General features: G+C 38.2%; 23 protein-coding genes. 11 read left to right on the top strand and 12 right to left on the bottom strand.

Annotated features, from left to right (window positions below; translation table 11 throughout):
• Nucleotides 1-10: 10 nt before the first annotated feature.
• Together FXW34_RS08675 and pxpB are read right to left on the bottom strand one after the other, a co-directional pair.
• Nucleotides 11-1,012, bottom strand: a complete 1,002-nt coding sequence (locus FXW34_RS08675) for a 5-oxoprolinase subunit C family protein (RefSeq protein ID WP_147533580.1) — start codon at nt 1,010-1,012, stop codon at nt 11-13.
• Nucleotides 996-1,721, bottom strand: coding sequence for a 5-oxoprolinase subunit PxpB (gene pxpB, locus FXW34_RS08670; RefSeq protein ID WP_147533579.1), 726 nt, complete (start codon nt 1,719-1,721; stop codon nt 996-998). Before pxpB ends, FXW34_RS08675 begins: the two co-directional genes overlap by 17 nt.
• A 937-nt stretch (nt 1,722-2,658) precedes the next feature.
• On the opposite strand from pxpB, the gene FXW34_RS08665 reads away from it, so the two are divergent.
• The 8 genes from FXW34_RS08665 to FXW34_RS08630 all read left to right on the top strand — a co-directional run bounded on the left by FXW34_RS08665 (nt 2,659) and on the right by FXW34_RS08630 (nt 11,869).
• Complete coding sequence (locus FXW34_RS08665; RefSeq protein WP_147533578.1) at nt 2,659-3,516, top strand: hypothetical protein; 858 nt, start codon at nt 2,659-2,661, stop codon at nt 3,514-3,516.
• Between the two features lie 463 nt (nt 3,517-3,979).
• Entirely contained in the window at nt 3,980-4,699 is a 720-nt protein-coding gene (locus FXW34_RS08660) for an ABC transporter ATP-binding protein (protein ID WP_147533577.1), read from the top strand.
• Nucleotides 4,680-5,417, top strand: coding sequence for an ABC transporter permease (locus tag FXW34_RS08655; RefSeq protein ID WP_147533576.1), 738 nt, complete (start codon nt 4,680-4,682; stop codon nt 5,415-5,417). Before FXW34_RS08660 ends, FXW34_RS08655 begins: the two co-directional genes overlap by 20 nt.
• A 17-nt stretch (nt 5,418-5,434) precedes the next feature.
• Nucleotides 5,435-6,907: a sensor histidine kinase gene (locus FXW34_RS08650; RefSeq protein ID WP_147533575.1), complete on the top strand. Its 1,473-nt coding sequence runs from the start codon at nt 5,435-5,437 to the stop codon at nt 6,905-6,907.
• Nucleotides 6,904-7,596 carry a response regulator transcription factor gene (locus tag FXW34_RS08645; RefSeq protein ID WP_147533574.1) on the top strand — a complete coding sequence of 231 codons (693 nt, stop codon included), beginning with the start codon at nt 6,904-6,906 and terminating at the stop codon, nt 7,594-7,596. The genes FXW34_RS08650 and FXW34_RS08645 overlap by 4 nt, the downstream gene beginning before the upstream one ends.
• Nucleotides 7,597-7,617: 21 nt before the next feature.
• The gene (locus FXW34_RS08640) at nt 7,618-7,968 is read left to right on the top strand and encodes a DUF1516 family protein (protein WP_147533573.1); all 351 of its coding nucleotides are present in this window, start codon (nt 7,618-7,620) and stop codon (nt 7,966-7,968) included.
• Nucleotides 7,969-8,142: 174 nt separating this feature from the next.
• Nucleotides 8,143-9,921 carry an ABC transporter ATP-binding protein gene (locus tag FXW34_RS08635; RefSeq protein ID WP_147533572.1) on the top strand — a complete coding sequence of 593 codons (1,779 nt, stop codon included), beginning with the start codon at nt 8,143-8,145 and terminating at the stop codon, nt 9,919-9,921.
• On the top strand, nt 9,911-11,869 hold the full coding sequence (locus FXW34_RS08630; RefSeq protein WP_425457410.1) for an ABC transporter ATP-binding protein: 1,959 nt from the start codon (nt 9,911-9,913) through the stop codon (nt 11,867-11,869). Before FXW34_RS08635 ends, FXW34_RS08630 begins: the two co-directional genes overlap by 11 nt.
• Nucleotides 11,870-13,148: 1,279 nt before the next feature.
• Here FXW34_RS08630 and FXW34_RS08625 read toward each other — a convergent pair.
• The 10 genes from FXW34_RS08625 to FXW34_RS08580 form a co-directional block, all read right to left on the bottom strand.
• Complete coding sequence (locus FXW34_RS08625) at nt 13,149-14,057, bottom strand: nuclease-related domain-containing protein (protein WP_147533571.1); 909 nt, start codon at nt 14,055-14,057, stop codon at nt 13,149-13,151.
• Nucleotides 14,058-14,184: 127 nt separating this feature from the next.
• Nucleotides 14,185-14,442, bottom strand: coding sequence for an alpha/beta-type small acid-soluble spore protein (locus FXW34_RS08620; RefSeq protein ID WP_147533570.1), 258 nt, complete (start codon nt 14,440-14,442; stop codon nt 14,185-14,187).
• A gap of 140 nt (nt 14,443-14,582) precedes the next feature.
• A complete protein-coding gene (locus FXW34_RS08615) occupies nt 14,583-15,296 on the bottom strand; it encodes an exonuclease domain-containing protein (protein WP_147533569.1) in 714 nt (237 codons plus the stop codon).
• Nucleotides 15,297-15,298: 2 nt separating this feature from the next.
• Nucleotides 15,299-16,279 carry a DUF294 nucleotidyltransferase-like domain-containing protein gene (locus FXW34_RS08610; protein WP_147533568.1) on the bottom strand — a complete coding sequence of 327 codons (981 nt, stop codon included), beginning with the start codon at nt 16,277-16,279 and terminating at the stop codon, nt 15,299-15,301.
• A 60-nt stretch (nt 16,280-16,339) separates the two neighbouring features.
• On the bottom strand, nt 16,340-17,611 hold the full coding sequence (locus FXW34_RS08605) for an ammonium transporter (RefSeq protein WP_147533567.1): 1,272 nt from the start codon (nt 17,609-17,611) through the stop codon (nt 16,340-16,342).
• Nucleotides 17,612-17,831: 220 nt separating this feature from the next.
• Nucleotides 17,832-18,338 carry an AtpZ/AtpI family protein gene (locus FXW34_RS08600; RefSeq protein ID WP_147533566.1) on the bottom strand — a complete coding sequence of 169 codons (507 nt, stop codon included), beginning with the start codon at nt 18,336-18,338 and terminating at the stop codon, nt 17,832-17,834.
• Between the two features lie 47 nt (nt 18,339-18,385).
• Nucleotides 18,386-18,757, bottom strand: coding sequence for a F0F1 ATP synthase subunit B family protein (locus tag FXW34_RS08595; RefSeq protein ID WP_147533565.1), 372 nt, complete (start codon nt 18,755-18,757; stop codon nt 18,386-18,388).
• Between the two features lie 15 nt (nt 18,758-18,772).
• Entirely contained in the window at nt 18,773-19,498 is a 726-nt protein-coding gene (gene atpB, locus FXW34_RS08590) for a F0F1 ATP synthase subunit A (RefSeq protein ID WP_147533564.1), read from the bottom strand.
• Nucleotides 19,499-19,737: 239 nt separating this feature from the next.
• Nucleotides 19,738-21,015: a dicarboxylate/amino acid:cation symporter gene (locus FXW34_RS08585; protein WP_147533563.1), complete on the bottom strand. Its 1,278-nt coding sequence runs from the start codon at nt 21,013-21,015 to the stop codon at nt 19,738-19,740.
• Between the two features lie 605 nt (nt 21,016-21,620).
• Entirely contained in the window at nt 21,621-22,655 is a 1,035-nt protein-coding gene (locus FXW34_RS08580; protein WP_147533562.1) for a DctP family TRAP transporter solute-binding subunit, read from the bottom strand.
• A gap of 104 nt (nt 22,656-22,759) precedes the next feature.
• Here FXW34_RS08580 and FXW34_RS08575 point away from each other — a divergent pair, with 104 nt between their 5' ends.
• The 3 genes from FXW34_RS08575 (at nt 22,760) to FXW34_RS08565 (ending at nt 26,454) form a co-directional block, all read left to right on the top strand.
• On the top strand, nt 22,760-24,346 hold the full coding sequence (locus FXW34_RS08575; protein WP_147533561.1) for an ATP-binding protein: 1,587 nt from the start codon (nt 22,760-22,762) through the stop codon (nt 24,344-24,346).
• A 12-nt stretch (nt 24,347-24,358) separates the two neighbouring features.
• A complete protein-coding gene (locus tag FXW34_RS08570; protein WP_147533560.1) occupies nt 24,359-25,030 on the top strand; it encodes a response regulator in 672 nt (223 codons plus the stop codon).
• 185 nt (nt 25,031-25,215) lie between these two features.
• On the top strand, nt 25,216-26,454 hold the full coding sequence (locus tag FXW34_RS08565; RefSeq protein WP_147533559.1) for an ATP-binding protein: 1,239 nt from the start codon (nt 25,216-25,218) through the stop codon (nt 26,452-26,454).
• Nucleotides 26,455-26,556: the final 102 nt, after the last annotated feature.

The following is a 26,556-nucleotide window of genomic DNA, read 5'->3' as shown; positions in this document are numbered from 1 at the left end:
AGGTACCTCCTTAACGATATTTCAAGTTTATTCCTTGTTTTAGTTCAGCGATTTGTCGTTCTCGCTGTAAGTAGAGAAGCTGAGCTTGAGCTTGGTATATTTCGATAAATCTGATGGTTGACCCAGGCTTGGCTTGAGCTACTAAAGGTAAATCAACTGCCGCAATTTGGGCGATTTTAGGATAGCCTCCTGTCGTTTGCCGGTCGGCTAATAGGATGATAGGATTTCCGTCTGCTGGAACTTGAATGGTGCCAAAGCTGACTGCTTCAGAAATCATTTCTTGTGGTTTTTTTAACATTAAGCTGGTACCGTTAAGTCGGTAACCCATCCTGTCGGACTGAGGAGTAATCAAAAAACTACTATTAAAAATTCTAGATTGACTAATTTTATCAAAAAGATGAAATTGTCTCCCCTTCATCACTCGAAGTGTAGGATGTTCTCGATAAGCTGGAATTAATGCTGAGTTAATGAGCCAGTTTGCCTCATGGAAAGTATTCTTGGACTTACGATATGTTAATCTTTCAATTATTCGTTGAGAAAGCTCACTAGGCGAGTCAATCGGGATTCTGTCACCAGCTTGTAGGCTGCGACCTTTATAGCCACCGAGTTTAGCTCGGAAATAGGTGGATTTGCTATTTAGTACAACTGGGATACAAAAGCTTCCTGCAATAGCAATGTACGCACGGCATCCAAGCTTAATCGCTCCGAACTCAAGAACACTACCTTCTTTAACAAAAACTGGTCGCCATAGCTTGACTCGCTTTCCATCAATTATTGGTGCGGCCTCTCCGCCACAAATAGAAATTAGGCAATCGTGATTAAATTTTATTTTCGGACCGATAAGGGTGATTTCAAGAGTGGAGGCATTCTCAGGGTTTCCTACTAATATATTGGCTATCCGATGAGCTACTTGATCCATAGCGCCACTTGCAATCACTCCATATTTTTGAAACCCATATCTTCCTAAATCTTGAATACTCGTAAACAAGCCAGGTTTAAGGATGGTCAACATGAGCGTCATCCTCCCAATTTCTAAAATCATCATAGCTGATTGCCTTAAATTTTATGATGTCCCCCATCTGTAAAAGACTAGGGATTTCCTTTGTTGGTCTAAATAGTTTAAGTGGTGTTTGTCCGATAACTTGCCAGCCGCCTGGAGACTCAATCGGGTATACACCGGTTTGTCCACCTGCTATTCCAACAGAGCCTGCTGGAATACTAAGGCGTGGTGTATTTCTTCTAGGTGCAAAGATTTTTTCGGATAGTCCACCTAAATAAGGGAAGCCTGGTGCGAAGCCAACCATATGCACGATGTAATCGTTGCTAGTATGGATATTAATGACTTCTTCGCTGGTTATGCCGTTATGGTTTGCGACAAACGCTAAATCAGGTCCGAATTCTCCACCATAAAAAACTGGGATTATCACAGTTCTAGGCGTAGTTACTTGATTTGTCTCAATAGTGTTAAGGAACTGATCAATTTGCTGTAGCGCATATTGGGCTGGTAGCAAATGAGTAGGAGCAAGCTTCCAAATTTTTAATGGATCAAAATATATAGTAATCGTCGTATAGGCTGGAACGTATTCTATCATCCATGGAAACGGATGGCTTTCAAGCTGTGAAGCGACCGACTGAATATGATGGAGCTTAGCTTCAAGGATTTCATTTCCCCAATCAATCAAAATCGCCTGTTCAGATATGATCTGCAAATGATACTCCATTTTGGCACCCACTTAATCATATTAATAAGTAATGAGTATTATAGCGGAAAATTCAAAGTTATTAAAATATTATAGTTGAAAAAGACGCTTTTTGGATAAAAATAGGACTTTTCCCTTACAGCATTTTTTAAAAGTGGGAGATATATAAATTAATGGCAAAGAGTGGGAATTACCTGTTCACAGCTTATTCATAATTACTACTATCGAAATGTGAAATAACTGTGAAAATCATTGTTTTAGGTATTTTAAAATAGTATATTGTGAGTGTAGAGGGAATAAGAACAATTTACATCATAAGCAAAGACATCCCATGAATTACAGCTAGATTCAACAAGTAACATACAACAGATACTTCTTTGATAACACATCACGAAACATCAAACTATCCTAGAAATTCTACTAAGAAAAGAATGCATCATGACACAACATGAATACACCATGATTTAGCATCACGAATTCAACCTAGATTCAGCAGGATTACAACAAGCAAACACCAAGATTATCAACAGAAGAGCAGCAAGAAACTACAACAAGAATCATCTATGAAAACATAATTAAAGATTCATGATTCCCACTCTACCTTTACAAAACCATTATGAAACAACACCTAAGTTCATACACCATTCATGCAGGGAAGTACAAAACTTCCCTGTTTTTTATTGTCTAATAAATTGTAAATGCGCCCGTCGCCCCTGACCAAGCCGCTTCCGCTTTTCGATTTGTCTAGCTGCAGCGGCTAGCCCCTCGAAGTCTTAAGCCAATCCGTCCAAAAGGTCAAAGTACGACCTTTCGGCCAGCTCGTCTTAAGCTTGTCGGGGCTGACCAAGCCGCTTCCGCTTTTCGATTTAAGAAATATTTAAGAATATGTTTATATAGCATTTAGAACTCCGATGTAGTCTGTATATGTAAGATAAATAATTGATCGGAGGAAGGAAGCATGAAAAAGAAAACTTTGGGTGTAATCGGATTAAGCGGTGCGATTTTACTTGGAAGTGTTTATTCAATCTCTGCCAACACATCAGGGTATGAGCTTTATAAATCAGCATTAAAACAAACACATCAAGCGGATAGTGCCACGATGGAAATGAGCTTTAATCTTCTTGATAATGAAGCATCATTGTTTTCCATGAATTCTCAATACAAGACAGATGTCTCTAAAGAAGTTAGCGCTATGACAACTGAAACGGCTAATGAGAACGAAAAAAGCACGATGAATATGTACAAGCAGGATGGAGCTTGGTTTGTTACTAAAGCCGGTGAAGATGTTATTTATAAAATGGAAGCTAAAAATCCACACAGTGAAGCAAGCCTTGAACTTCAGGATGATATGGAAAATTTAGTTGATGTATTGACCAAAAACCTACAGCAGCAAATCACTGTTGACGAAACAAAAGCGGGTGTTAAGATTGTTGAATTAGATTTAACAGGAAAAGAAATACCGCTAGCTGCCAATGCTCTAAGCTCTTTAATGATTAAACACTCTGTTATGCTTCAAGATCGTATGGAAACTGATGGTTCGCAGTTCCATTTAACACCAACTATTCCAGCTCTAGATCATGATATTACGGTTAAGCAAATTAATTTAACTGCCGAAGTTAACGCACAAAATATTATTGAAAAGCAAACAGTAAAAGCAATTGTAACTGGAAAAGATAAGCAAGGTAAAACACATGAATTAGCTTTAAATATGAAATTAGATGTGAAAGATTACAATAAAACAACTGTTTCACCAGTGGAAATTCCAGCAGACAAAGTCGAAATGCTTGAAGTAAAACATGGCGGCCACGGTATGTAAGCTATTAATAATAGGGTTCATCGCCATAAGTGACCTATTTTTGAAATGAGAATCAAAAGAGGGCGCTTAAAGACGGTATAAGTGCCCTAATTTCGAGAACGATAGAAAAAGAGGGCACTTAAAGGCTGCATAAGTGACCTATTTTCGAGAACGACAGAAAAAGAGGGCGCTTAAAAGCTGCATAAGTGACCTATTTTCGAGAACGACAGAAAAAGAGGACGCTTAAAGACGGTATAAGAGCCCTAATTTTGAGAACAGCCGAAAAAGAGGGCGCTTAAAGACGGTATAAGTGCCCTAATTTCGAGAACGACAGAAAAAGAGGGCACTTAAAGGCTGCATAAGTGACCTATTTTCCACTAAAGAAAATAATTAGGCTACTTACAGCGCTTATTGATAAAGGCTCTCATACGCAATACCCAATACCCAATTACCACTGATATAAAAAAGCAATGGAGGTGATGACTTGGAAAAAACAGTCGAGTTAACTGGAGTAACCAAGCAATACGCAAATGGAAGAGGAATTAAGAATATTAATCTTACCGTTCGACAAGGTGATGTAGTAGGAATACTTGGTCCGAACGGTGCGGGCAAAACGACATTGCTTAAATGTTTGACTGGCCTGATAAAACCCGACCAAGGGAAAATAGAGCTATTTGGTCACGATATTGAAGAGCAATATAAGCGGGCGATTCGCAATGTAGGAGCCTGCATTGGCCAGGGCATGATGTATGATAACATGACAGCCTTCCAAAATTTAAAAATGGCATTGCGTTTTTATCCTGACGTTCCAGAGACGTCCATTGACGAAGTGTTGGAATTGACCGGACTTACTCCATATAAATATGAAAAAATCTCTTCCTATTCTATGGGTATGAAGCAGCGGTTTGGGATTGCGACGGCATTAATCTCTAAACCGAAGTTGATTATTCTCGATGAGCCAACAAATGGTCTTGATATAGATGGTCTGCTATTATTTCGAAAAACAATCAGTCAGCTGGCAAGCGAATCTGATGTGACGTTTCTAATTTCAAGTCATCACATTTCTGAGATGGAGCGGTTATGCAACCGTTTCTGCTTTTTAATCAATGGTGAACTCTCTCATAGTGATTCAAATGAGCCATCATTAGAGGAGCTATATATTAAAAAGGTGGAGGAAGGATCCCATGAATCCAGTAGGAGCTAATATAAAGAATGAGCTGGAAAAGCTATTGGCGAAGCGAATTACGAAGGTATTCCTTGCAGTGGCAGGACTGCTGCCTTTTATCGTTAAGTTATTAGTAAATAAAATGTTTATTACTGACTGGATGGCCCTTCCTTCTTTAAATATTAATTTTATGATACTTGATTTGCTCATTAAGGTGCTCATGCCTTTGTTTATTTTTATCGCGGCAGCTGAGCTATTTACCGGAGAAGGCGAAAGAGGAACGCTGTTACCGATTCGTCCAATCAATCGAATTGAATTGTTTATTTCGAAAACTGCTGCAATCAGTTTACTGGTTTTGGTGCAATTACTGCTAGCATGGCTAACGGTTGCGATTAGCAGTATGATATTTGATCAAAGCTTCCGATTTGCAGACATCGGCTTAAGCTTATCGGCATTTCTTGTTTCGTGGGTACCATTATTTGTGTTAACGGCGTTAGCTGTATTACTCGCACTTCCGATGAAATCAAGTGTAGTCGCCATTTCAACATTAATCATTGTTTATATAGCGATGATTTTCGTGCCATATGCTTTCCCGGGGATTTTATATCTATTGCCTTCCGCTTATCTTGATTGGTATATGCAATGGATTGGTGATGTATCGATGAAATGGGTTATTCAGACGATTACTTACTTAATTTCGGCTGCTACTCTGTTTTTAGCAACCGGCTATCATATCTTTCAAAATAAAGAAGCATAATGGAAAGGTGACTATTTATGTCAATTAAGCTCCGTCTTATTTTATCAAATCTTGCAATGATTATTGTTCCGAGCATCCTGTTTTGTGTTGCAGCAGGAATTCTTTCGGTGCTATTTCTCGGGGATATTAAGGAAGTTACGACTTTATTACCGGAAAGTCATAGCAGGGATAATGTAATGCAGGAGGATACACAAATTTACTATGAATTGAAGCAAAAATCAGTAGTAGATCCTGAGGGCTTAATGACAGAAGCTTATCTAACATCGGTTGACGAGCGACTTCATGACTTTAATGCAGGGTTAATTATTCGAAAAAATAACGATATCCTGTTTTCATCCGCAAATGTCCAAGCTTTGAAAATAGCAGATTTACCAACGTTTGGAACAACCACTGCAATGCGCAATTTGGAAGAGGTTGGAGATAGATCTTATGCGATAAAGCAGCATGATTTTTATGAACAAGATGGTGGTGAAATATCAATCTTTGTGATGAAGGATGCCAGTCCGTGGAACCATTTTGTGAAAACATTTTTCCCGATTTTGATTATGCTGTGTCTGCTTATATTAGTTGCTACTAATGGCTTGTTAGCTTACTTTGTATCTAGGAGTATTATTAAACCGATTGACCGCCTAAAAGCTGCGGCGCAATCGATAAAAAATGGTGATTTAGATCATTCGATTACGCCTAAAAAGAATGATGAAATTGGTGAATTAACACAGGCGTTTGAGGAAATGAGGCAGCGTTTAAATGAATCATTTGCCATTCAAAAGCAGTACGAGGAAAATCGCAAGGAATTAATTGCTCATATTTCTCATGATTTAAAAACGCCAATTACTTCGATTAAAGGTTATGTTGAAGGTATTCGAGATGGCATTGCTGATACACCTGAAAAACAGGACCGTTATATCCAGACTATTTATGCAAAATCAGTTGACATGGACCGACTAATTGACGAGCTATTTCTATTTTCAAAATTAGACTTAGGGAAATTACCTTTCGAATTTGACAGGATTGATATAAAAAATTATTTGTCTGATTTTATTGAAGAATTGAGCTTTGATTTAGAGGAAAAGGGCGTACATGTTAACTTTAATTGTGATAATTACCAGGCTAGTCAAGTGAAAATAGACCGCGATAAATTTAAGCGTGTGTTAGCGAATATTGTAACCAATAGTGTGAAATATATGGATAAGGATGTAAAAGAGCTTAAAGTTTCTCTTTGTTCTAAACCATCACGGCTTGAAATCAGTATTGCTGATAATGGTCCAGGCATTTCCGGGGAATCTCTTCCGTATATATTTGACCAATTCTATCGTGCTGATCATTCGCGAAGTAAGCTAACCGGCGGTAGTGGACTTGGTTTATCGATTGCCAGAATGATTGTTGAGGAGCACGGTGGCTCGATTCGAGCTGAAAGCAAACAGGGGCTAGGTACAAAAATTACAATTTCATTACCAACTGAAACGGGAGCAAAGCAGGTGAGTTTATGAAAAAAATCTTAATCGTTGAGGATGAAAAAAGTATCGCAGAGCTCGAGCGTGATTACTTGGAGATAAATGGGTTTGAAGTAGAAGCAGCTTTTTCAGGCGATCATGGACTGCAATTGGCGCTCTCGGGTGATTTTGATTTAATCCTACTAGATGTCATGCTGCCGATTATTGATGGTTTTGAAATTTGTAAACGAGTTCGTAGCGTAAAGGATATCCCGATTATATTAGTGACAGCTAAAAAAGAAGAGATTGATAAGGTACGTGGGCTTGGGCTTGGTGCGGATGATTATTTGGTCAAACCGTTCAGTCCAAATGAATTGGTTGCTCGAGTGAAGGCGCATCTGTCTCGGTATGAGCGTCTAATGTCTAGGCAAAAGCCTGAATCTCATGAACTGTATATTCGTGGTTTGACGATTGATGCTTCTTCACGACGGGTATTCGTTAATAACAAAGAGGTCACTTTTACAACTAAAGAATTTGATGTGTTAAGCTTTTTGGCGATGCATCCGAATCAAGTTTTTAGTAAAGACCATTTGTTTGAAAGGATTTGGGGATTTGATAGTGCGGGAGATGTATCGACCGTAACAGTTCATATTCGTAAAATCCGTGAAAAAATTGAGCAGGATCCCTCCAATCCAGTTTATATTGAAACAGTTTGGGGCGCGGGGTACCGCTTCATTGATTATTAAGAATAAGAAAGAGGGAACTAGATGATTCACGCACATTTAACTTCAATGTTACTCGCATTAATATTGTTTATTGTAGTTGTTGTTTTACAATCTCAAGGTAAGAATACTAAGGTTTTACAAATGATCTTAAGAACTTCATATATACTTATTTTTGCAACTGGCATAATGATTTTCTTCGGATTAAACGAAATTACCTTTCTTTATATCCTAAAGCTAATCGTCGGTATTGTCGTAATTGGGGTATTTGAAATGTTGATTAGCTGGCAGGCAAAAGGAAAACCGACAGGTCCGATGTGGATTGCGTTTGTACTTTCATTTGTTGCAGTATTATTGCTTGGAATGATGCTTCCTTTAGGAATGGATTATCTATAATCACAAAACCAATAGGCGTTAGGCTTATTGGTTTTTTTATTTTTCCATACAGGCAATTCATTTTCAAAAAAATCTTAAAAGATATATCATGAAAAGGAGTATTGTTGTAATCATATAATTGGAAAATAGATATCTTTTTTTAAGGAACGATAAGGTACATTTGGAGGTTTTTTCGTGAAAAAGCTTTTATCATATTTATTTCCATACAAGGTAGCGGTAGCGGTTGCGCTTTTTTTTATGCTGTTCGAGCTTGTAGTCGAGCTGACTTTACCATTTTTTATGGTCAAAATCATTGATGAGGGCATAGTCACAAAAGACATTTCAGTTGTATTAACCTGGAGCGGAATTATGGTGGGGATTTCCATTCTATCCTTTGCATCAGGAATTATTAATTCGTTTTATGCGGCTCATGCCGGGCAAAGTTTTGGGTATGACCTACGGAAAAGCTTATTTGAACGTGTTCAATTTATGACTTTTGAAAATTTCCAACGTTTCCCGGCCTCATCGTTAATTACACGTTTGACGAACGACGTGACACAAATCCAAAATACAGTATTTATGAGTTTACGAATCATGATGCGAGCTCCACTCTTTGTCATCGGGGGGACGATAATGGCCTTTATCGTTAATGCGAAGCTAGCTCTCATTCTCGTTTCGGTTGTTCCGCTACTGGTATTATTTTTAAGATGGGCATTCACGAGAGCTGGTAAGCTTTTTCGTGCTTCACAGGGAAAACTCGATCATGTAAATGGTGTGATGCGGGAAAATCTTATCGGAATGCGCTTAATTAAAGTGTTGTTGAGAGGACCGCATGAGACGAAGCGATTTCAACAGGCTAATGATGAATTAATGAAGCGGACGGTGTCGGCGCTGCGGCTGATTGATTTTACAATGCCGTTTTTATTGATGGTGATGAACATTAGTATTCTTGGTGTTTTGTGGTTTGGAAGTAGTCTAGTTGAAGCGGGTAGTGCGAATGTTGGTGAGGTGGTCGCTGTCGTCAATTACGGTACACGTATCGCAGCGTCGCTATCAATGTTTTCGATGATTATTCTTGTTTTTTCCAAAGCAAAGGCATCAGGGCAGCGTATCCTAGAGGTACTAGACCCGGCACTTATGACAGAATCGTTAGCTCGAACTAGTGCTGAGACGGAGACTGAGAAGCCTGAGCTTGCTTCGATAAGCGGTCATGTGAAATTTGATATGGTTTCATTTCGGTACCCAGGCGATAATGCTCGCTCGGGCGCCAGCTCTAATCGTCTTGTACTAGAGGATATTTCGTTTGAGGCACAATCAGGTGCGACGATTGCAGTGTTAGGGGCTACGGGTTCTGGCAAAACTTCCTTATTCCAGCTGATTCCGCGACTTTATGATGTGAGCGCAGGGGTAATTTATTTGGATAATCGCGATATTCGTACATATAGTCCCCATTTCTTACGAAAGCAAATTGGATATGTTCCACAGGAATCTTTATTATTTACTGGTTCGATAAAAGAAAACCTGGCCTGGGGCAAGGAAGATGCCACGCTTGAGGACATGATTGTTGCGGCAAAGGCAGCTCAAATTCACGATACGATTATGAAATTACCTAAGCAATATGATGCGATTATCGGACAAAAGGGTGTTAATTTGTCTGGTGGACAAAAGCAACGGCTGTCCATCGCTAGGGCGTTGATTCGTAAACCGAAAATCCTTTTATTTGATGACAGCACGAGCGCCTTGGATTTGAAGACAGAAGCTGCATTGCTTGCGGAAATAAAGCAATATGCTTGCACGACGTTTATTATTACACAAAAAATAAGTACCGCAATGGGAGCGGATTTGATTTTGTTGCTGGAGGACGGGAAGTTAATTGCCAGCGGCAGTCATGCTTCGCTGTTAGAGGAATCTAAGCTTTACATGCAAATTTATCAATCCCAGTTCGGAGAGGAGAGGGTAAAGCATGTTCGATGAACTGAAAAAGCCCTTTCAATATTCGAAGGGGAGTAATGAAGAAAAGAATGAACGTGTTGTGTCGCAGAGTTACCAGGGGGCGGCGAACCAAGGACCGAAAATGCATCCACATGGCGGCGGTATGCACCATGGAATGACAAAAGGTGCAAAACCGGCAAACTGGTTTTCAACCGTTAAACGGATATGGGCCTATTTATCTAGAAAAAAAGCGCTATTTGTTTTAGTTTTATTAATGGTAGTAGTCTCGACTGGTCTCGGTTTGTTAGGTCCGGTACTAGTCGGTCGAGCGATTGACCATTTTATCGTGACTCGGGAAACCGATGGGTTCGTGACGTTATTGTTAAGCTTGGTTGTAGTCTATGTTTTATATGCAGCAACCAGCTTTCTGCAGAACTATTGGATGATCGGAATCGCTCAAAAGACGGTCTATTCCATGCGGGTCGATTTATTCAAACAGCTACATCGCTTACCGATTGGATATTTTGATAAGCGCCAGCACGGGGAAATTATGAGTAGGGTGACCAACGATATTGAAAATGTTAGTTCAACCTTAAATAGCTCTGTAATTCAAATTTCGACCAGTATTCTGATGTTAATAGGCTCTGTGTCGGTCATGCTTTGGTTAAGCCCGATATTAACAGCTATTACATTAGTGATTGTTCCGTTAATGTTTGCAGGGATGAAGTGGATTACCAATCGTACCGGGCGCGCATTTAAAGAGCAGCAACGTAATTTAGGTGCTCTGAACGGATTTATTGAAGAAACCATTTCTGGACAACGCATTGTAAAGACTTTTTCGCAAGAGAAAAAAGTGATCAGTGAGTTCATGGAGCGAAATGAGATGCTGAAGCAGTCAGGCTTTTGGGCTCAGACAATTTCAGGCTTTATTCCAAAGTTAATGCATGTACTAAATAATCTAAGCTTTGCGATTATCGCTGGAGTCGGCGGGGTTCTCGCGTTAAAAGGAATGATTACAATCGGTGTAATTGTTGTATTCGTGGAGTATTCTCGCCAGTTTACTCGACCTTTGAATGATTTAGCAAATCAATTTAACACACTGTTATCGGCGGTGGCAGGTGCGGAGCGAGTGTTTGAAATTTTAGATGAACGCGTCGAAGCTGCGGATGAAGAGTTGGATTTTGATGGTTCTAGTGCTAATGCAAATGCAAATGCTAAGGCTAAGGCGAGTGGGCTTGCAGGGCAGATTGCTGGTGATGTAAAATTTCGTAATGTTTCTTTTTCCTATGAAAAAGAAGGCGATACTGTTTCTGATATAAGTTTTCATGCTTCTGTTGGTGAGATGATTGCTTTGGTCGGGCCAACTGGAGCAGGTAAGTCAACAATTATAAATTTGCTCGCTAGGTTTTATGAGATTGATGGTGGCAGCATTTTGATTGATGATCGTAGTATTAAGAGTTATAAGCGGGATTGGCTCCGCAGCAAACTAGGGTTTGTGCTTCAGGATTCGGTGTTATTTGAGACGTCGATTCGGGAGAACATTCGTTATGGACGCTTGGATGCTACTAATGAAGAGGTGGAGCAGGCTGCTCGCCTCGCTAATGCTCATGATTTTATTGCTAGACTTCCAGAAGGTTATGATACGGTTTTGAAGCAAGATGGTAGCGGGATAAGCCAAGGGCAAAAGCAACTATTGGCGATTGCGCGGGCAATTTTGATTGACCCGGTAATATTAATTTTGGATGAAGCAACGAGTAATATTGATACAATTACCGAGGTTAAGATTCAAGAGGCGTTACAGCGGCTAATGGCAGGCCGAACGAGCTTTGTGATTGCTCACCGTTTGAATACGGTGTTAAGAGCAAATCAAATTTTGGTGCTCGATCAAGGGCGTTTGATTGAACGCGGAAATCACGATGAACTGCTTGCTGCGCGTGGGTTTTATTATGGATTGTATGGGAGTCAGTTGAAGAGTGAAGTTGTGAACTAGGGGAAGCACTGTAACTGCTGGCTGTTTAGCTTGTGTGTTGTGGTGCTTTTTGGTTTGTGGTTTCTTGTCATAATCGCCCCATCAAGACGGCGAAAACCGAGAATAGAGTAATGAATAGTGTCTAATCGCCCCATCTAGAGGACGAAAATCGAGAATAGAGTAATGAATAGTGTCTAATCGCCCCATCTAGAGGACGAAAATCGAGAATAGAGTAATGAATAGTGTCTAATCGCCCCATCTAGAGGACGAAAACCGAGAATAGAGTAATGAATAGTGTCTAATCGCCCCATCAAGATGGCGGATTCAGAGAATAGAGTAATGAATAGTGTCTAATCGCCCCATCAAGATGGCGGATTCAGAGAATAGAGTAATGAGTAGAACCTAATCGCCCCATCTAGAAGGAGAAAACCAGAGAATAGAGTAATGAATAGAGTCTAATCGCCCCATCTAGAGGACGAAAATCGAGAATAGAGTAATGAATAGAGTCTAATCGCCCCATCTAGAAGGAGAAAACCGAGAATAGAGTAATGAATAGAACCTAATCGCCCCATCTAGAAGGAGAAAACCGAGAATAGAGTAATGAATAGAACCTAATTGCACCATCTAGAAGGAGAAATCCGAGAATAGAGTAATGAATAGTGTCTAATCGCCCCATCTAGAGGACGAAAACCGAGAATAGAGTAATGAATAGAAACTAATCGCCCCATCTAGATGGTGGATTCAGAGAATAGAGTAATGAATAGTGTCTAATCGCCCCATCTAGAGGACGAAAACCGAGAATAGAGTAATGAATAGAACCTAATCGCCCCATCTAGATGGCGGATTCAGAGAATAGAGTAATGAATAGAACCTAATCGCCCCATCTAGAGGACGAAAACCGAGAATAGAGTAATGAATAGAACCTAATCGCCCCATCTAGAAGGAGAAATCAGAGAATAGAGTAATGAATAGAACCTAATCGCCCCATCTAGAGGACGAAAACCGAGAATAGAGTAATGAATAGTGTCTAATCGCCCCATCAAGATGGCGGATTCAGAGAATAGAGTAATGAATAGAACCTAATCGCCCCATCTAGAAGGAGAAAACCGAGAATAGAGTAATGAATAGAACCTAATTGCACCATCTAGAAGGAGAAACCAGAGAATAGAGTAATGAATAGAACCTAATTGCACCATCTAGAAGGAGAAATCAGAGAATAGAGTAATGAATAGAACCTAATCGCCCCATCTAGACCGTGAAACATCGGAAAAGTGAAAAAAGGTAATCAATGCATCTAGAATTATTCAGGAATGTAAAAGGAAGAACGTCCCTTTTGTATGAGTTTATAATTATTAGATAAAGTAACTTGGATAGTTTTTTTACTTTTAATAATTCCACACCACTCCCAAATTCCCGACGTTGTTATCTTCTTATCTGGAAACAGCAACATGTACTCCCTTACATGCCGCATTATTGATGAAGATACACTTTCTTTACAGCCGCAGTCCAGACAAACCACTATGTAATTATCAACGATTAAGTTAAATGATAAACATTTCGAACATAAATTCCCCTTCCTAACCTTCTCATACTCATATTCAGGAACTTTAGTATACGGTGATTTGCTGATATGGTGGGAGAGTAAGCGATTTGCAAGGATAAAGTGGCTATCATCTAATGTGGATGGTTGCCTATCTAAGGAGCATAAAAAACGATTGATCTGGGTTGGGAAAATAATCTGTTTGTTCATGGGGGCGTGATACAGGTGAAATTTTGAGTTGACGAACACTAAGTTTGAATTAACTGAAGTATAGCCGAGTTGGTAAAGCAGACGCCGGAGAAGTGTTTCGCTGCGTTCCATTTGTAGAATTGGGTTTGTTATTGGCGTCCTTGAAATTGAATACCAATTATCGTTATCAATATAATAATCTCCCTCAAAGTTTTTTACTTCAAAAGGGTAAATGGTATTTTGTTTAATCATTAATGAGTCGATTTGAATATGTTGATTGTTAACTTCAAAAAGCAAATCATTCAGCGTAATAAAATTGTCAGTTAAGCCGCTGATATGGGAGTCGAAAATTAGCTCACCCTCATATCCTTTTTCTTTTGCAAGGTAGTATGTTTTGTCATTTTCGGATAATGTCATACGCCTGTTTAAATACCGGAGCTTCAATAATTCTTCAGATTCACAGCGGGTTTTTAGTTCCATAAGTCATCTCCAATCTTTTTGTTGATATATTAATTTTACAAAAAAGTAAGATTTTTTTACAAGGAATATCATTGCGATTTTCACAAAAAAAACAGGGATTCCCCCTGTTTATGCTCAGTAAAATCATTTAATCTTTTTTCGTCATCGCTTGCTGAGCCATTTTGACCATTTCTCGAACCATGCTGCCACCGATTTTTCCGCCGATTTTTCCTGCATCCTGTGTTGATAAATTACCGTTATAGCCGTGTTTGAGTGGAACACCAACCTCTTTGGCTACTTCATATTTCACATTTTCGGGATTAGTTTGATTGTGTAATCGAGCTTTTAGTTGGTCTAAGCTAGCTCTCGCTTCTGGAACTAATATTTTATTTCGTCGCCGCGCCATACTCATACCTCCCTGGATAAGATTTTACAATTAGATTTCCCGGAAGGATGAAGAACTATTTCAAAAAAATCCGAAGCGATATACTCGATCCGGATTGGGTGAAGGGTATAGAGGGGAGGTAAAAATGTTGGGCAAAAAATTTACAGTCGTGCCACATGCTCGTAAACATCCTTTAAATTTTTGTAGCCGGACTTTTGGAGTTTTTCGATGTAATGGCACCAAAGCTGAGCGGTCAATTTGGCATCGCCGAGTGCGTGGTGTCGGTCCAAAACAGGTATGTTGTTGTATTCGCAAAAATCCTCTAAGCGGACGAGCTTTGCGTTTGGTTCCGCAACGCGATATAAGAAGGAGGTGTCGACAACGCGATGTTTAAAGTTTGTGCGGAACAATTTCCAGCTTGCATCCTGAATGAAGCTTTTTTCGTGGCTTGCATGATGGGCGACGAGTGTATCGTCCTTTACGTATTTGAAAAATTTGATTAATGTTTCGGAGAGGGGAGGAGCAAACTGCAAGTCTTCGTCGCTTATTCCGGTCAACTCAACGATTTTAGGTGGCAAGGTTTTTTCATACTGAACAAGAGAATAAAATACATCTTCCTCTTGAATTTTATTTCCGCAAACTCGAATGGCCCCGATTGAGATGATAGCATCGCCGTGTTCCGGGTTGAAGCCGGTTGTTTCAATATCAAATACAACTACATTTAATTGCTCTAATGGAATTTTTAGTTTGTTTTCAGAATTGAGCTCTCTTTGTAATTGACGCATGTAGGCAATGTGTTGGGCGTTTTGAGTTTGGGCACCCCCGAAGATTCCTTGTAATCCGCGCATAAATTGATTTATTGGTTCAAATGCCATGGCTAACACCCTTTTTCAATGATTGCGTTGACGTATTGATGTAGCTTCTTTCCCTCTTTCAAAATTTGCTTAAGTTCTTTTTTTTCTTCACGCGTTAGTTTGTTGATTTTTAAATAATGAATGTCATCGTAAGAGTCACTTTGATTAAAAAGGGTTAATCTTAGTTCCAGTAACCGAAGGAAGTTGTTTTTACAACCCGAAAGCACTTCGTAGTAATTACCGTTAAGATTCATTAATTGATTTAGACGATCAAGTGTTGAGGTATGGGAAATTCCATCTTTAATTGCAAGCAACCGAATTGCGTTTACATAGGGAAGGAAAGCCGCATATTTTAAATCGACTGCACCTGCATGAATGCCTTTCTCTTCGACAATTATTTGTCCGAGTGGACCGATGGCGTTTTTAACATGACTTACATTCTCCATGAGTCTACGGATTAAAGCTGGGTGCTCGGTACGATATTTGAAAATCACATTTTTTAATGAGTTAAGCAAGATTTCATCACCGATTAATAATCGCGCGTCAAAGAATATTTGCAGATTGCGAATGTTCTTGAAGCTGCCTTCGTCCATCCAATCGAACAATTGAATCTTCCAAAGCTCGAGAGGCTTGCGCCATTTGGAATTTGAGCTCATCACGTTTCCTTCACAGTAAGGGTAGCCTACTATATTTAAACCGAAGGAAATCTCTTCGCCCAGTGCCTTAAAGAATTCATTAGCGATATCGTCATTTCTTTCATAAACGATTCCGTGATCTTGGTCGCTAATGAGGCCTTGTTCGAATCTACCGCCACTGCCGGTAATAAACCAGGAAAATGGACATGGAGGGGCACCCATATCCAAGAGTTTTAATGCTAGTTTAAATACATTTTTCATAATCACATCGTGGAAGGTGTTTAGCGAATAAGTATCGGTTTGTTTTTTGGAGATATGTTGATCCTTCCAATCTTTAATTGCCTGATAAGATTGAAATTCCATTGTCATGACGACACATCCTTTAATATTGAAAAAGTGAAAGCCTCTGTATAAGAGGCTTTCTTAAACTTATGAGCTAACGTTTTTATTATTTTCTTCTGACATAAATACTTCGGGATAACCATAGCTTCCGTGTTCGCTAATGTCTAGACCCATAATTTCTTCTTCTTCAGTGACGCGAAGTCCGTTAAGCACTTTTTTGGCAATCGCTAAGATGATGAAAGATACGATAAAGGCGTAGGCTGCGGAAGTTACAATGCCTAATGCTTGAACGCCTAATTGTTCGAAGCCACCTCCGTAAAATAAACCGGGCTTACCAACAGTTGCCAATTCTTTTGTTGCGAAGAATCCGGTTGATAATGTACCCCAAACGCCAGCTGTACCGTGTACTGATAATGCGAAGATAGGATCATCGATTTTCATTTTTTCAAAGAAACGAGCGCTATAGAATACGAGGATTCCTGCGATGAAACCAATTACAACTGCTGCCCAAGTATCGACAAATGCACACGATGCGGTAATAGCAACGAGCCCAGCTAACGCACCGTTTAATATGGTTGGAACATCAGATTTTCCTAGAACAATCCAAGAGATAAGTAATGCAGCTACTGCGCCAGAACCGGCAGCGAGGTTTGTGTTTAAGGCAACAAATCCGAAGAATGCGCCATCAACTGAAACGGTGCTACCTGCATTGAAGCCAAACCAGCCTACCCATAAAATTAACACTGATAATGCTGTGAAAACTTGGTTGTGACCGTAAATGTTATTGGCAGAGCCATCTTTATTGTACTTGCCAATACGTGGTTTTAACAAGATGGTTGCAGCAAGTGCAGCCATTGCGCCAGTTAAGTGAACAACTGTTGAACCGGCGAAGTCTTGCTTGCCGTGTTCTGCTAACCAACCTCCGCCCCAGATCCAGTGAGCGATGACGGGGTATACTAGTGCTGAGAATAATAGTGCGAAGAATAAGTAGACAGATAATTTCGCTCTTTCTGCAAAGCCACCAAAAGCTATTGTTAATGAGATTCCAGCGAATGCTAATTGGAAAAGAAAGAAAACTGGAGTTGAGAGACTGGCGTCTTCAATCTGAGTACCTGAATAAAAGAATTCTGATAATCCGACCAGGAAGTTTGCGTTATCGCCAAAGATAAATCCGTAACCAACAGCCCAAAATACTAATGACGAGATACCGAATGTGAAAATTGTTTTACCAGCTATATGGCCGGCATTTTTCATTCGAGTAGAACCAGCCTCTAACAGGATAAAACCACCCAACATGAAGATCACTAAGACTGCAGACAACATAACCCATAAGCTGTTCATTAAAAATGTCACATCCATTTTTCTTCCTCCTTATCAATTGTTATATTTCTTTACTGTAATATGTCAGAAAATATAACATGAGTATCTTTGTTTATTATTTTAACGGATAAAGAATGAAAGTCAATGGGATTTTTGAAATTTCTGAAATTTAATGTCAGAAAATCTAACATCAAATTGTTTGAAATAAAAAAACATTACCCAAAACTGGGTAATGTAAGTATATGTGCAATAGAAAAAACTAATTTATATGTTTATTTTTGTTTTTATCATTTTTAATGGTCTTTAAATCAATTATTTTTTGGCTGGAAATTTTTTTTTCAATCGTGTTATGTGCTTTTAAGTAATTCATTATCATCACATAAGCAATTGTCCCACCAAGAATAAGTCCAGAAAGTACTCCAATAATAGTAAAGAGTGTCTCAAACCCCCACTTGTCATCGGCGAAGGTTCCGAGTTTGTAGCCACCAAAAATCGTAAGGCCAAGCATAATACAAATAACCACATTAAAGGATAACATTTTAATAAGAAAAATGGTGAATCTTTGCCAGTCGGTTTCCTTTTTTGAGTTATCATTAGCAATAAAGTTTTCGATATCAGTAATTAGAAGATCTGAAACATGATTTTCCTCAAGGAAATGACTAATATATTGAGCATTTGATTTTTGAGCATTTTTTAAAATATAGGCAGTCTTTTTGATGCTTCCGTTTGTGTAATATACGTATATCCACTTTTCCTCAATATCCAATTCTAGCTTTTCAGATATCCCTTCAGAGGTATTTGAGAATACGTGTTTCATCCGGCATCACGCTGCCGATCGGTTGGGAGGCTGTTATATGCTTGTGTTCGGATCATATTCGCTTCCTCTTTTGCCAGTTTTATGATGATGAGGGCTTCTTTTTGACTTCGAGTAATGATTTCTTTTGCTTCTATTTTTGCTTCCCGCAGCAGGTTTTCTTGTTCTTTAGCATACTGTTCTCCTTCGGCCTTGAAACTTTCTGCTAACATCAGTTGTTTTTCAATATGCAATTTCCGGTTTTCTAAGACTGCGACAAGCTTTGGTAATACATATTTTCTAAGTAATAAAAACAACCCTGTAAAAAGCAATGCTTGATAAATCATGGTTCCTAATGCGACGTTCATTCCGAAAATTGTAAAATCCCCCATTTGAATTCATTCCTTTCACATTTCATGGGCAGAAAATCTTTGCCCGATATAAACCATTGTTAATGTAACGAAGATATATGCCTGCAATGCTCCGATAAAAATACAGAAGGCTTGCCAAATGACCATAGGAATCGAAGCGAAAAATGCAGCGAAAAATCCGTTATGTACTGCACCGGCTAAAAGTGCTAACATCACTTCTCCGGCATAAACATTACCAAATAAACGCAATCCAAGCGTTAAAGTGGTAGCAAATTGCTCTAATAAGTTAATTAGAAACAATGCCTTAAATGGTTTGAAATAGCCTAAAAAGTATTTTTTTACGCCGTGAAGCTTTAAATCAATGAAATGTGTGTAGACAATCATCATAATTGCCAAAGTCAAGGTGACATGTGCATCAGAGGTTGGAGATTTCCACCATAAAAATTGTGTATCCGTACCGGCTACGAAGGAAAAAGGAATTCCCAGCATATTTGAAACAATAATAAATAGGAAAAGTGTGACACCTGTTGTTAAAATGAACATATTATTCTTAATGCCAATAGTGTTCATCATGATGTTTTGGATAAACTCGACGAGCCATTCCATAACATTTTGCCATTTTTGTGGTGAAGAGTTGACAAGTTTTCTAGATGCAAGAATTGCAAAAAGGAAGACGGTTACTGCGGTGAAAGTACTAGTGAGGACAAGTGACAAATCAAAAGTTAAGTTAAAGAATGTGACAAGCGGTCTTTCGTAATGCATAATATTCTACCCCTTTCTGTTCCCCCAAATCAGTAAGTGGCAGCTGTAATAATATGAAAATTTTGTATTATCTGGTTACATTATATTATATTGATAAAGTAATTCTGAGGGTCTTTTGTGTCATCTTTTCGAAATTTTCAGTATTTTTACATAAACATATTAACTAATAAAACAATCTAAATTAAGGATTCAAACTTCTTAATAATAAAAAAAGAACGGGCTTAGCCCGTTCGAATCGTTTAAACAACTTGTTCTTTAGTAGCTACTAGTGTCTCAGGTTTTTCTGGAGCAACTTCGAGTGGATTAAATTCATTTTCCATTTTTGATACAACAACTGTTGCCACGCCATTACCGATTAGATTAGTAATCGCTCTTGCTTCAGACATGAAACGATCTACACCTAGAAGTAATGCAATACCTTCAACCGGAATCATTGGGAAGGCTGCTAGAGTTGCCGCTAATGTGATAAAGCCAGAACCTGTTACACCTGCTGCGCCTTTTGATGTTAGCATTAAAATTCCAAGAAGTGTAATTTCTTGCACTAAAGTTAGGTCAACGCCATAAGCCTGTGCAATGAAAATTGCGGCCATTGATAAGTAAATTGCAGTACCGTCTAAATTGAATGAATAACCTGTTGGAACGACTAATCCAACCACTGATTTAGAACATCCGTATTTTTCTAAGCGTTCCATCATACGTGGTAAAGCGGATTCAGAAGATGAAGTTCCAAGTACAAGTAGTATTTCCTCTTTAATATATGCGATGAATTTAAAGATATTGAAGCGATAGAATTTAGCAATTGCCCCAAGAATAAAGACTACGAAAAGGAACATCGTAATATAAACAGAGCCCATTAATTTTCCTAATGAAATAAGTGATCCGAGACCAAATTTACCGATAGTATAAGCCATTGCTCCTGAAGCGGCGATTGGTGAAACCTTCATAATCATATTTACGACACCGAAGAATACATCAGTAAGCTTTTCGAACAATGAAACGATTGGCTTTCCTTTTTCTCCCATTGCAGCTAATGATACCCCGAACAAAACAGCGAAGAAAAGGATAGGAAGCAATTCACCCTTTGCCATTGCCGCAATGATATTATCTGGAATGATTCCTACGATAAAATCAATTGCTCCGTGACTGGTTTCTTTTGCGGCGTCTGTATATTGACTAACATCGCCGCCTTCAACTGATGATGTGTTAAAGCCTTTACCAGGTTTAATAAAGTTTACAACAATAATACCGATTGCTAAAGCAAACGTCGTTACGATTTCAAAATAGAGGAGCGCTTTACCCCCGATACGCCCGACTTTTTTGAGATCGCCCATGCTGCCGATACCGATAACGACTGTAAAAAAGACAATAGGTGCGATAACCATTTTAATCATTTTGATGAATACATCTGCTAATACTTTAAGCTTTTCACCGAACTCAGGAAACATAAACCCAATTGTAATCCCGACAAAAATCCCGATGATTACTTGTACAGTTAAATTACGGAAATTAATCTTCATTTTTCATCCCCCTTGTATATGAAAAAAATGTTAGCGTTTTCAATTGGTGTGAATGATGTAATATTAACAGATAATTTAGAAAATCCAGATTTATGGTGATATTGTTCTTTTTGTTCTTTTTGGTCACAAAATTGTAAAAAGTTTTAGTGTATAAAATGAAGCTAGGGCAGAACTAAATTGTCCGTTATTAAAACCGAATGATTTTTATGTAGGTATGAGAATAAATAAGAGGAGAATTTCCCGTTATTGTATGTAGTTGGGGCTAATTGAGCTGAAATAAGGGGAGAATTTCCACTTAACTACTCCCAAAAGGACAAAATCTAGTGATTTTTATGAGATAAGCGGAAAAACTCCTGCTATTTTTAAGGAAATATAGGTATTTCCTGAGATAAGCGGAATTCCTCCGCTTATTTTCAAACAAAAGGAAATCAACAATCGGGTTAACAGAGCCAGATGCAAAAAATTTTGCACAGCAATGTAACCGCAATTTTTTCAGGGTAATGCCTATTGTAAAAGTAAAAAAATCGAACTATAAGGAAATTCTAAGTTAGAATTTCGAATGATAGTTCGATTTTTTGTATAGCTGAAATACTTAAACTATATGGTTATTCGTTAAGTATACTTTGAATTTGTGTTGATCCGATTTCTGCTTTTAATTCCTGGTAAAGTGGGGCAAACCTGTCTTTCCAAGCTTTCTGTTGTTCTTTATTCAAAGTGTGAAGCTGTAGAGATGAATTTTGTTGGATTTCTTCAAACTGCTGTTCGTTCATTTTCTTGGCTTCTTCCTGTATCCATTTGGTTGTTTCTGATAGTGCGCTATTAATTTGATTTTGTTGTGTAGGAGTTAATTTTCCCCAAAATTGCTTGTTGATAATGACTGCATAACCTAGGTAGGCATGATTGCTTAAAGTAAGATGGCTCTGAACCTTGTAAAGTCCTTTTGAGTAAATATTGGAAATGGTATTTTCCTGCCCATCCAGTTCATGAAGCTCCAATGAACGGTATACATTATTGAATGGTTGTGCCGTGGTTTTTGCATTTAAAAGGGCAAACTGCCTTTGAATAACAGTGCCAGGCATTACCCGGAAATGGAGCCCTTGAAAATCCTCAGGGTTTAACAATGGACGTTCATTACTGGTCATTTGCTTAAAACCATTACTCCAAAACGTCAACCCAAGCATGTTTTTATGATCTAATTTTTGGAGCAAGTCTTTGCCTATTTTCCCATTAAAAACTCGCTCGACGTGTTCATCATTTTCAAACAAAAACGGTAGGTCAAGGACCTTCCATTTTGGAGCGTACTCGGTCATTTTTGAAAAGGTTGGGGCAATCATTTGAATATCCCCATTGACAAGGGCGTCCACCTCTTCGCCGTCAGAGTAAAGAATGCTGTTTGGATATACTTCAACTTTGACTTTTCCATTAGACTCGCTTTCTACTAATTGGGCGAACTTCTGTGCAGCAAGCCCCTTTGGTGTATTTTCGGCGACAACATGACTAAAGCGAATGACAATTTGATCACGCAAGCCAGTTTGTTCGTCGTCTTGTACGCGATTTTTCGAGTGATTTAAGGTATCTGTACTAATCCACGATATTAACATAACAATTGTTAATAAGCTTATAGAAATAAATGTTTTCATAGCCACCCTCAAATAGTTGTTTTTTAAATAATATCATTTATTAGAATAGTATATCATTTTTTTCGTGCTAAAATAGAAGCAAGAAATGTAAGGGGAATTCACGTATGCGGACACCAATACAATGGAAAATCACTAGCCTAATTGTGTTTATTCTTGGATTTTCATTAATCTTCCTTGGAATTATTTTAATAAACGAATTTACCCATAAAGAACAGAACAAAATTCGGGAGAAAGCAATGTTGACTGCCCGAACAGTTTCTGAGCTTCCAGAAGTAATAGTTCACCTTTCAGAAGATAACCAAGAGTTAGAGGTACTACAAAAAACGGTAGAGAAAATCCGCATGATTAATAATGCGGACTATATCGTTGTCATGGATATGAATAGAATACGACATACTCACCCAAATAAAGAGTTGGTCGGCAAGGTTTCGGATGGCTTAGATGAAGGTGCTGCCTTTGCTGAGCACTCTTATCTATCAGAAGCAATCGGGGAAATTGGCTCAGTGGTTCGAGCGTTTGTACCGGTCATTGATGAAGATCATCAGCAGGTTGGCGTAATCATGGTGGGCTATAAGCTTCCAAGTCTATTTGATACTTTGATGAATGTGAAGAAGGAAATTTTGCTGTCGGGAGGAATTGCTTTCCTATTTGGAGGTTGGGGCGCCTGGGTGTTGGCTCGGCACATTAAACGGGAAATGTTTCAGTTGGAGCCACATGAAATTGCGAGGTTGGTCGTGGAACGGACCGAGGCTTTTAATGCGATGCATGAAGGAATTATTGCCATCGATCGCCATGAGAAAATTACAATTTTTAACAATCGAGCAAAGGAGATTCTTGGAGTTGAAGAAGAGGTTATCGGAAGAGATATTACTGAGGTATTACCTGAAACCTATTTGCCAGAAATTCTTCATATAGCGGAACCGATTTATAACAAAGATTTATATATTAATAACTTGATGATTGTCAGTAATCGAGTTCCGATTAAGGTTGACAATAAGATTGTGGGAGCAATTGCGATTTTCCAGGACCGAACAAATGTAAAAAAGTTAGCCGAGGAGTTAACTGGTGTAAAAGCATTTGTTAACGCATTGCGGGTTCAAAATCATGAGCATATTAACAAGCTCCATACAATCGCTGGCTTGATTCAACTTGGTAATCGGGATAAAGCGTTACAATATGTTTTTCAGGTAACTGAGGAACAAGAGGAACTCACACGCTTTTTGAGCAAAAATATTCATGATGATAGTTTATCTGGTTTATTGTTAAGTAAAGTAAGTCGGGGCAAAGAGCTTGGGATACAGGTTATCATTGATCGGAATAGTTATTTACGGGAATTCCCAAATTTACTTGATCATCATGATTTTGTGCTAATGGTAGGAAATCTAATTGAAAATGCGTATGATTCCTTTCATCAGTCTCATGCGGATTGTAAGGAAATCTATGTAAGTATCAGGCAATCAGACAAGCTATTAACTATTTTAGTAGAAGATAATGGCTGTGGAATCCCTGAAGCGAATTTAGCTTCAATCTTTAGCTATGGTTATTCCTCGAAATCGGGGCCTGGAAGGGGAATTGGATTATTTTTAGTTCAGCAAATCGTCGAAAAGGGGAAAGGCTTCATTCATGTCGATTCAATTTTGGGGGAGGGGACTTCGTTTCAAATCACATTCGAACATGAACTAGCAAATTAGGGGGTGGATGATTTGTTCAAAGTCATTTTGATTGAAGATGATCTTATGGTACAAGAGGTTAATCGAATGTTTGTAGATCAAGTCGAGGGCTTCAGAGTGCTTGGAGCAGCAAGCAATGGATTGGAAGGTATCGAGCTAATTGAACAGCTAAAACCCGATTTAGTGTTGGTGGATGTATTCATGCCGAATCAAGATGGTCTGGAAACCTTAAAGCAGATCCGGGCAAAGGGATATGAGGTAGACGTGATTGCTATTACTGCTGCAAGTGATATGGATACGGTGCGAACTTTCCTGCAACAAGGTGCATTTGATTATATAATGAAGCCATTTAAGTTTGAAAGAATGAAAAAGGCTCTGGAAAATTATCGTTCGTTCCGGTTGCAGGTTCGGAAGAAGCAAAATATTTCCCAAGAGGAGTTAGATGGAATTCTTTTTCAAAAAGAATTAGATGAACAACCAGATTTACCGAAGGGGTTAAATGCTGTAACGTTAAAAAAAGTCATTAGCTATTTATCAAGCAATGATTTCCCTATTTCGGCGGAGGAAGTGGCTGAAGGAGTAGGAATTGCCCGTGTAACAGCTCGCCGATATTTAGAATACCTGGAGAAGTGCGGAAAAGTCATTATCGATATACAGTACGGAGGAATTGGACGGCCGGTTAATCGCTATATTTTCCAGAAATAGGAGATGTGAAAATCAGCTGAATTTGAAGTTTACACCCACTGAAAAATGCGATTTTTGTCGAATTTTATATTATTTTGCCGATTAATTTCATTTTGTGGTAGAGAAAAGCCTCTCTGTCGATTAAAATATGTATAAGGTATGTACATCATATATGGATACTATTAATCTTGAGGGGATTAGGATTTATGACAGGAAATATGAATGGAGACAACATAGTCAGTGAAGAAATAAAGTCAACTAAGCTTTTTTTGCTGATGTTTTATATTATTTATATTGGATATGATTTGTTTTATTATTTTATCTATCCTAAATTGAAAAATAAATCAATGGGTCTACCTGAGTTTGGTTTAGGTTATTGGTTTTATTTTTTGATGTTTGGATTTTTACCAATATCAATATATTTCTTAAAGAAGAAAAATCCATTCGTGATTAAGTATATTTATTCTATAGGGTTTATTTTATTAGAAGTTATAAATTATATTTTGATTACACTTAAAAACTCGAATTATATTCATGATGGTAATGTTGTAGAAGTTTTTCTTATGTTATTTTCACCAATTTTTATTAATAAAAGATATTACTGGGTTGTAATTTCAATCTTGTCTGGAAAATATTTATTTTATACGATGTATTTTCAGAGTCTAGAATTTCTGTTTCCAGTTGTAATAATCTTGGTAATTGGGATCGTTTCATATATCTTTTTAGCACGTTTTACATCTTATATTAAAACGCTGACTTCAATGTTTGAAAGACAACGACAAAATGAAAAGCTTGCTGTTCTAGGTCAGATGGCAACATCAATTGGGCATGAAATCCGTAATCCTTTATCTTCTTTAAAGGGATTTACGCAATTACAACAGGAACGCGATAACAGTGAAAACTCGTTTTATCCAATTATGATTCAGGAAATTGATCGAATTAATTCAATTGTAGATGACTTAATGATTTTGGGCAGACCAAAAATGAATCATTTTGAAAAACATGATCTGAATAAAATTGTTGACTATGTAACAAGTGTAACAAGTCAATTAGCCGAAAACACAAATTCAAGGATAGTCGTAGAACCGAATGATAAATTGTCATTAATTGAATGTAATGAAAAGCAAATTAAGCAAGCACTTATTAATATCATAAAAAATGCCCTCGAATCCATGCCTACGGGTGGCACTGTAGAGGTGAAATTAGTAAGAAAAGGTTCTGGGAAAATCAATATTGAAGTTCAAGATCAGGGCTGTGGGATTGATAAGGAAAAACTGCAGAAATTAGGAGAACCTTTTTATACAACAAAACCAGAAGGTACTGGTTTAGGTTTACTTATTACGAAGAAAATCATTGAAGACCATAATGGTGAGTTGCGCTTTGAAAGTAAAGAAAATAAAGGGACAAAAGTAACTATTAACATTCCGATGAAGCAAAATAAGTAATTCCTTTGAGGAGCTGTCAAAATTTCAGCTCCTTTATTTATGAGCTATGACATTTTTTCGACAACATGATGAATTCCGTAGTTTATCTAGTTATCATGTGAA

The sequence above is a fragment of the Bacillus marasmi genome, from assembly GCF_902168435.1.
Lineage (GTDB): Bacteria > Bacillota > Bacilli > Bacillales > Cytobacillaceae > Bacillus_BU > Bacillus_BU marasmi.
This window is presented reverse-complemented; position numbering and strand designations above follow the sequence as displayed.

Coding starts and splice junctions, on each gene's coding strand:
- FXW34_RS08665 (WP_147533578.1), top strand. CDS start 2,659: ATGAAAAAGAAAACTTTGGGTGTAATCGGATTAAGCGGTGCGATTTTA.
- FXW34_RS08640 (WP_147533573.1), top strand. CDS start 7,618: ATGATTCACGCACATTTAACTTCAATGTTACTCGCATTAATATTGTTT.
- FXW34_RS08630 (WP_425457410.1), top strand. CDS start 9,911: ATGTTCGATGAACTGAAAAAGCCCTTTCAATATTCGAAGGGGAGTAAT.
- FXW34_RS08580 (WP_147533562.1), bottom strand. CDS start 22,655: ATGAAAACATTTATTTCTATAAGCTTATTAACAATTGTTATGTTAATA.
- FXW34_RS08645 (WP_147533574.1), top strand. CDS start 6,904: ATGAAAAAAATCTTAATCGTTGAGGATGAAAAAAGTATCGCAGAGCTC.
- atpB (WP_147533564.1), bottom strand. CDS start 19,498: ATGCATTACGAAAGACCGCTTGTCACATTCTTTAACTTAACTTTTGAT.
- FXW34_RS08610 (WP_147533568.1), bottom strand. CDS start 16,279: ATGACAATGGAATTTCAATCTTATCAGGCAATTAAAGATTGGAAGGAT.
- FXW34_RS08565 (WP_147533559.1), top strand. CDS start 25,216: ATGACAGGAAATATGAATGGAGACAACATAGTCAGTGAAGAAATAAAG.
- pxpB (WP_147533579.1), bottom strand. CDS start 1,721: ATGGAGTATCATTTGCAGATCATATCTGAACAGGCGATTTTGATTGAT.
- FXW34_RS08650 (WP_147533575.1), top strand. CDS start 5,435: ATGTCAATTAAGCTCCGTCTTATTTTATCAAATCTTGCAATGATTATT.
- FXW34_RS08675 (WP_147533580.1), bottom strand. CDS start 1,012: ATGTTGACCATCCTTAAACCTGGCTTGTTTACGAGTATTCAAGATTTA.
- FXW34_RS08575 (WP_147533561.1), top strand. CDS start 22,760: ATGCGGACACCAATACAATGGAAAATCACTAGCCTAATTGTGTTTATT.
- FXW34_RS08585 (WP_147533563.1), bottom strand. CDS start 21,015: ATGAAGATTAATTTCCGTAATTTAACTGTACAAGTAATCATCGGGATT.
- FXW34_RS08655 (WP_147533576.1), top strand. CDS start 4,680: ATGAATCCAGTAGGAGCTAATATAAAGAATGAGCTGGAAAAGCTATTG.
- FXW34_RS08615 (WP_147533569.1), bottom strand. CDS start 15,296: ATGGCATTTGAACCAATAAATCAATTTATGCGCGGATTACAAGGAATC.
- FXW34_RS08620 (WP_147533570.1), bottom strand. CDS start 14,442: ATGGCGCGGCGACGAAATAAAATATTAGTTCCAGAAGCGAGAGCTAGC.
- FXW34_RS08595 (WP_147533565.1), bottom strand. CDS start 18,757: ATGGGGGATTTTACAATTTTCGGAATGAACGTCGCATTAGGAACCATG.
- FXW34_RS08605 (WP_147533567.1), bottom strand. CDS start 17,611: ATGGATGTGACATTTTTAATGAACAGCTTATGGGTTATGTTGTCTGCA.
- FXW34_RS08625 (WP_147533571.1), bottom strand. CDS start 14,057: ATGGAACTAAAAACCCGCTGTGAATCTGAAGAATTATTGAAGCTCCGG.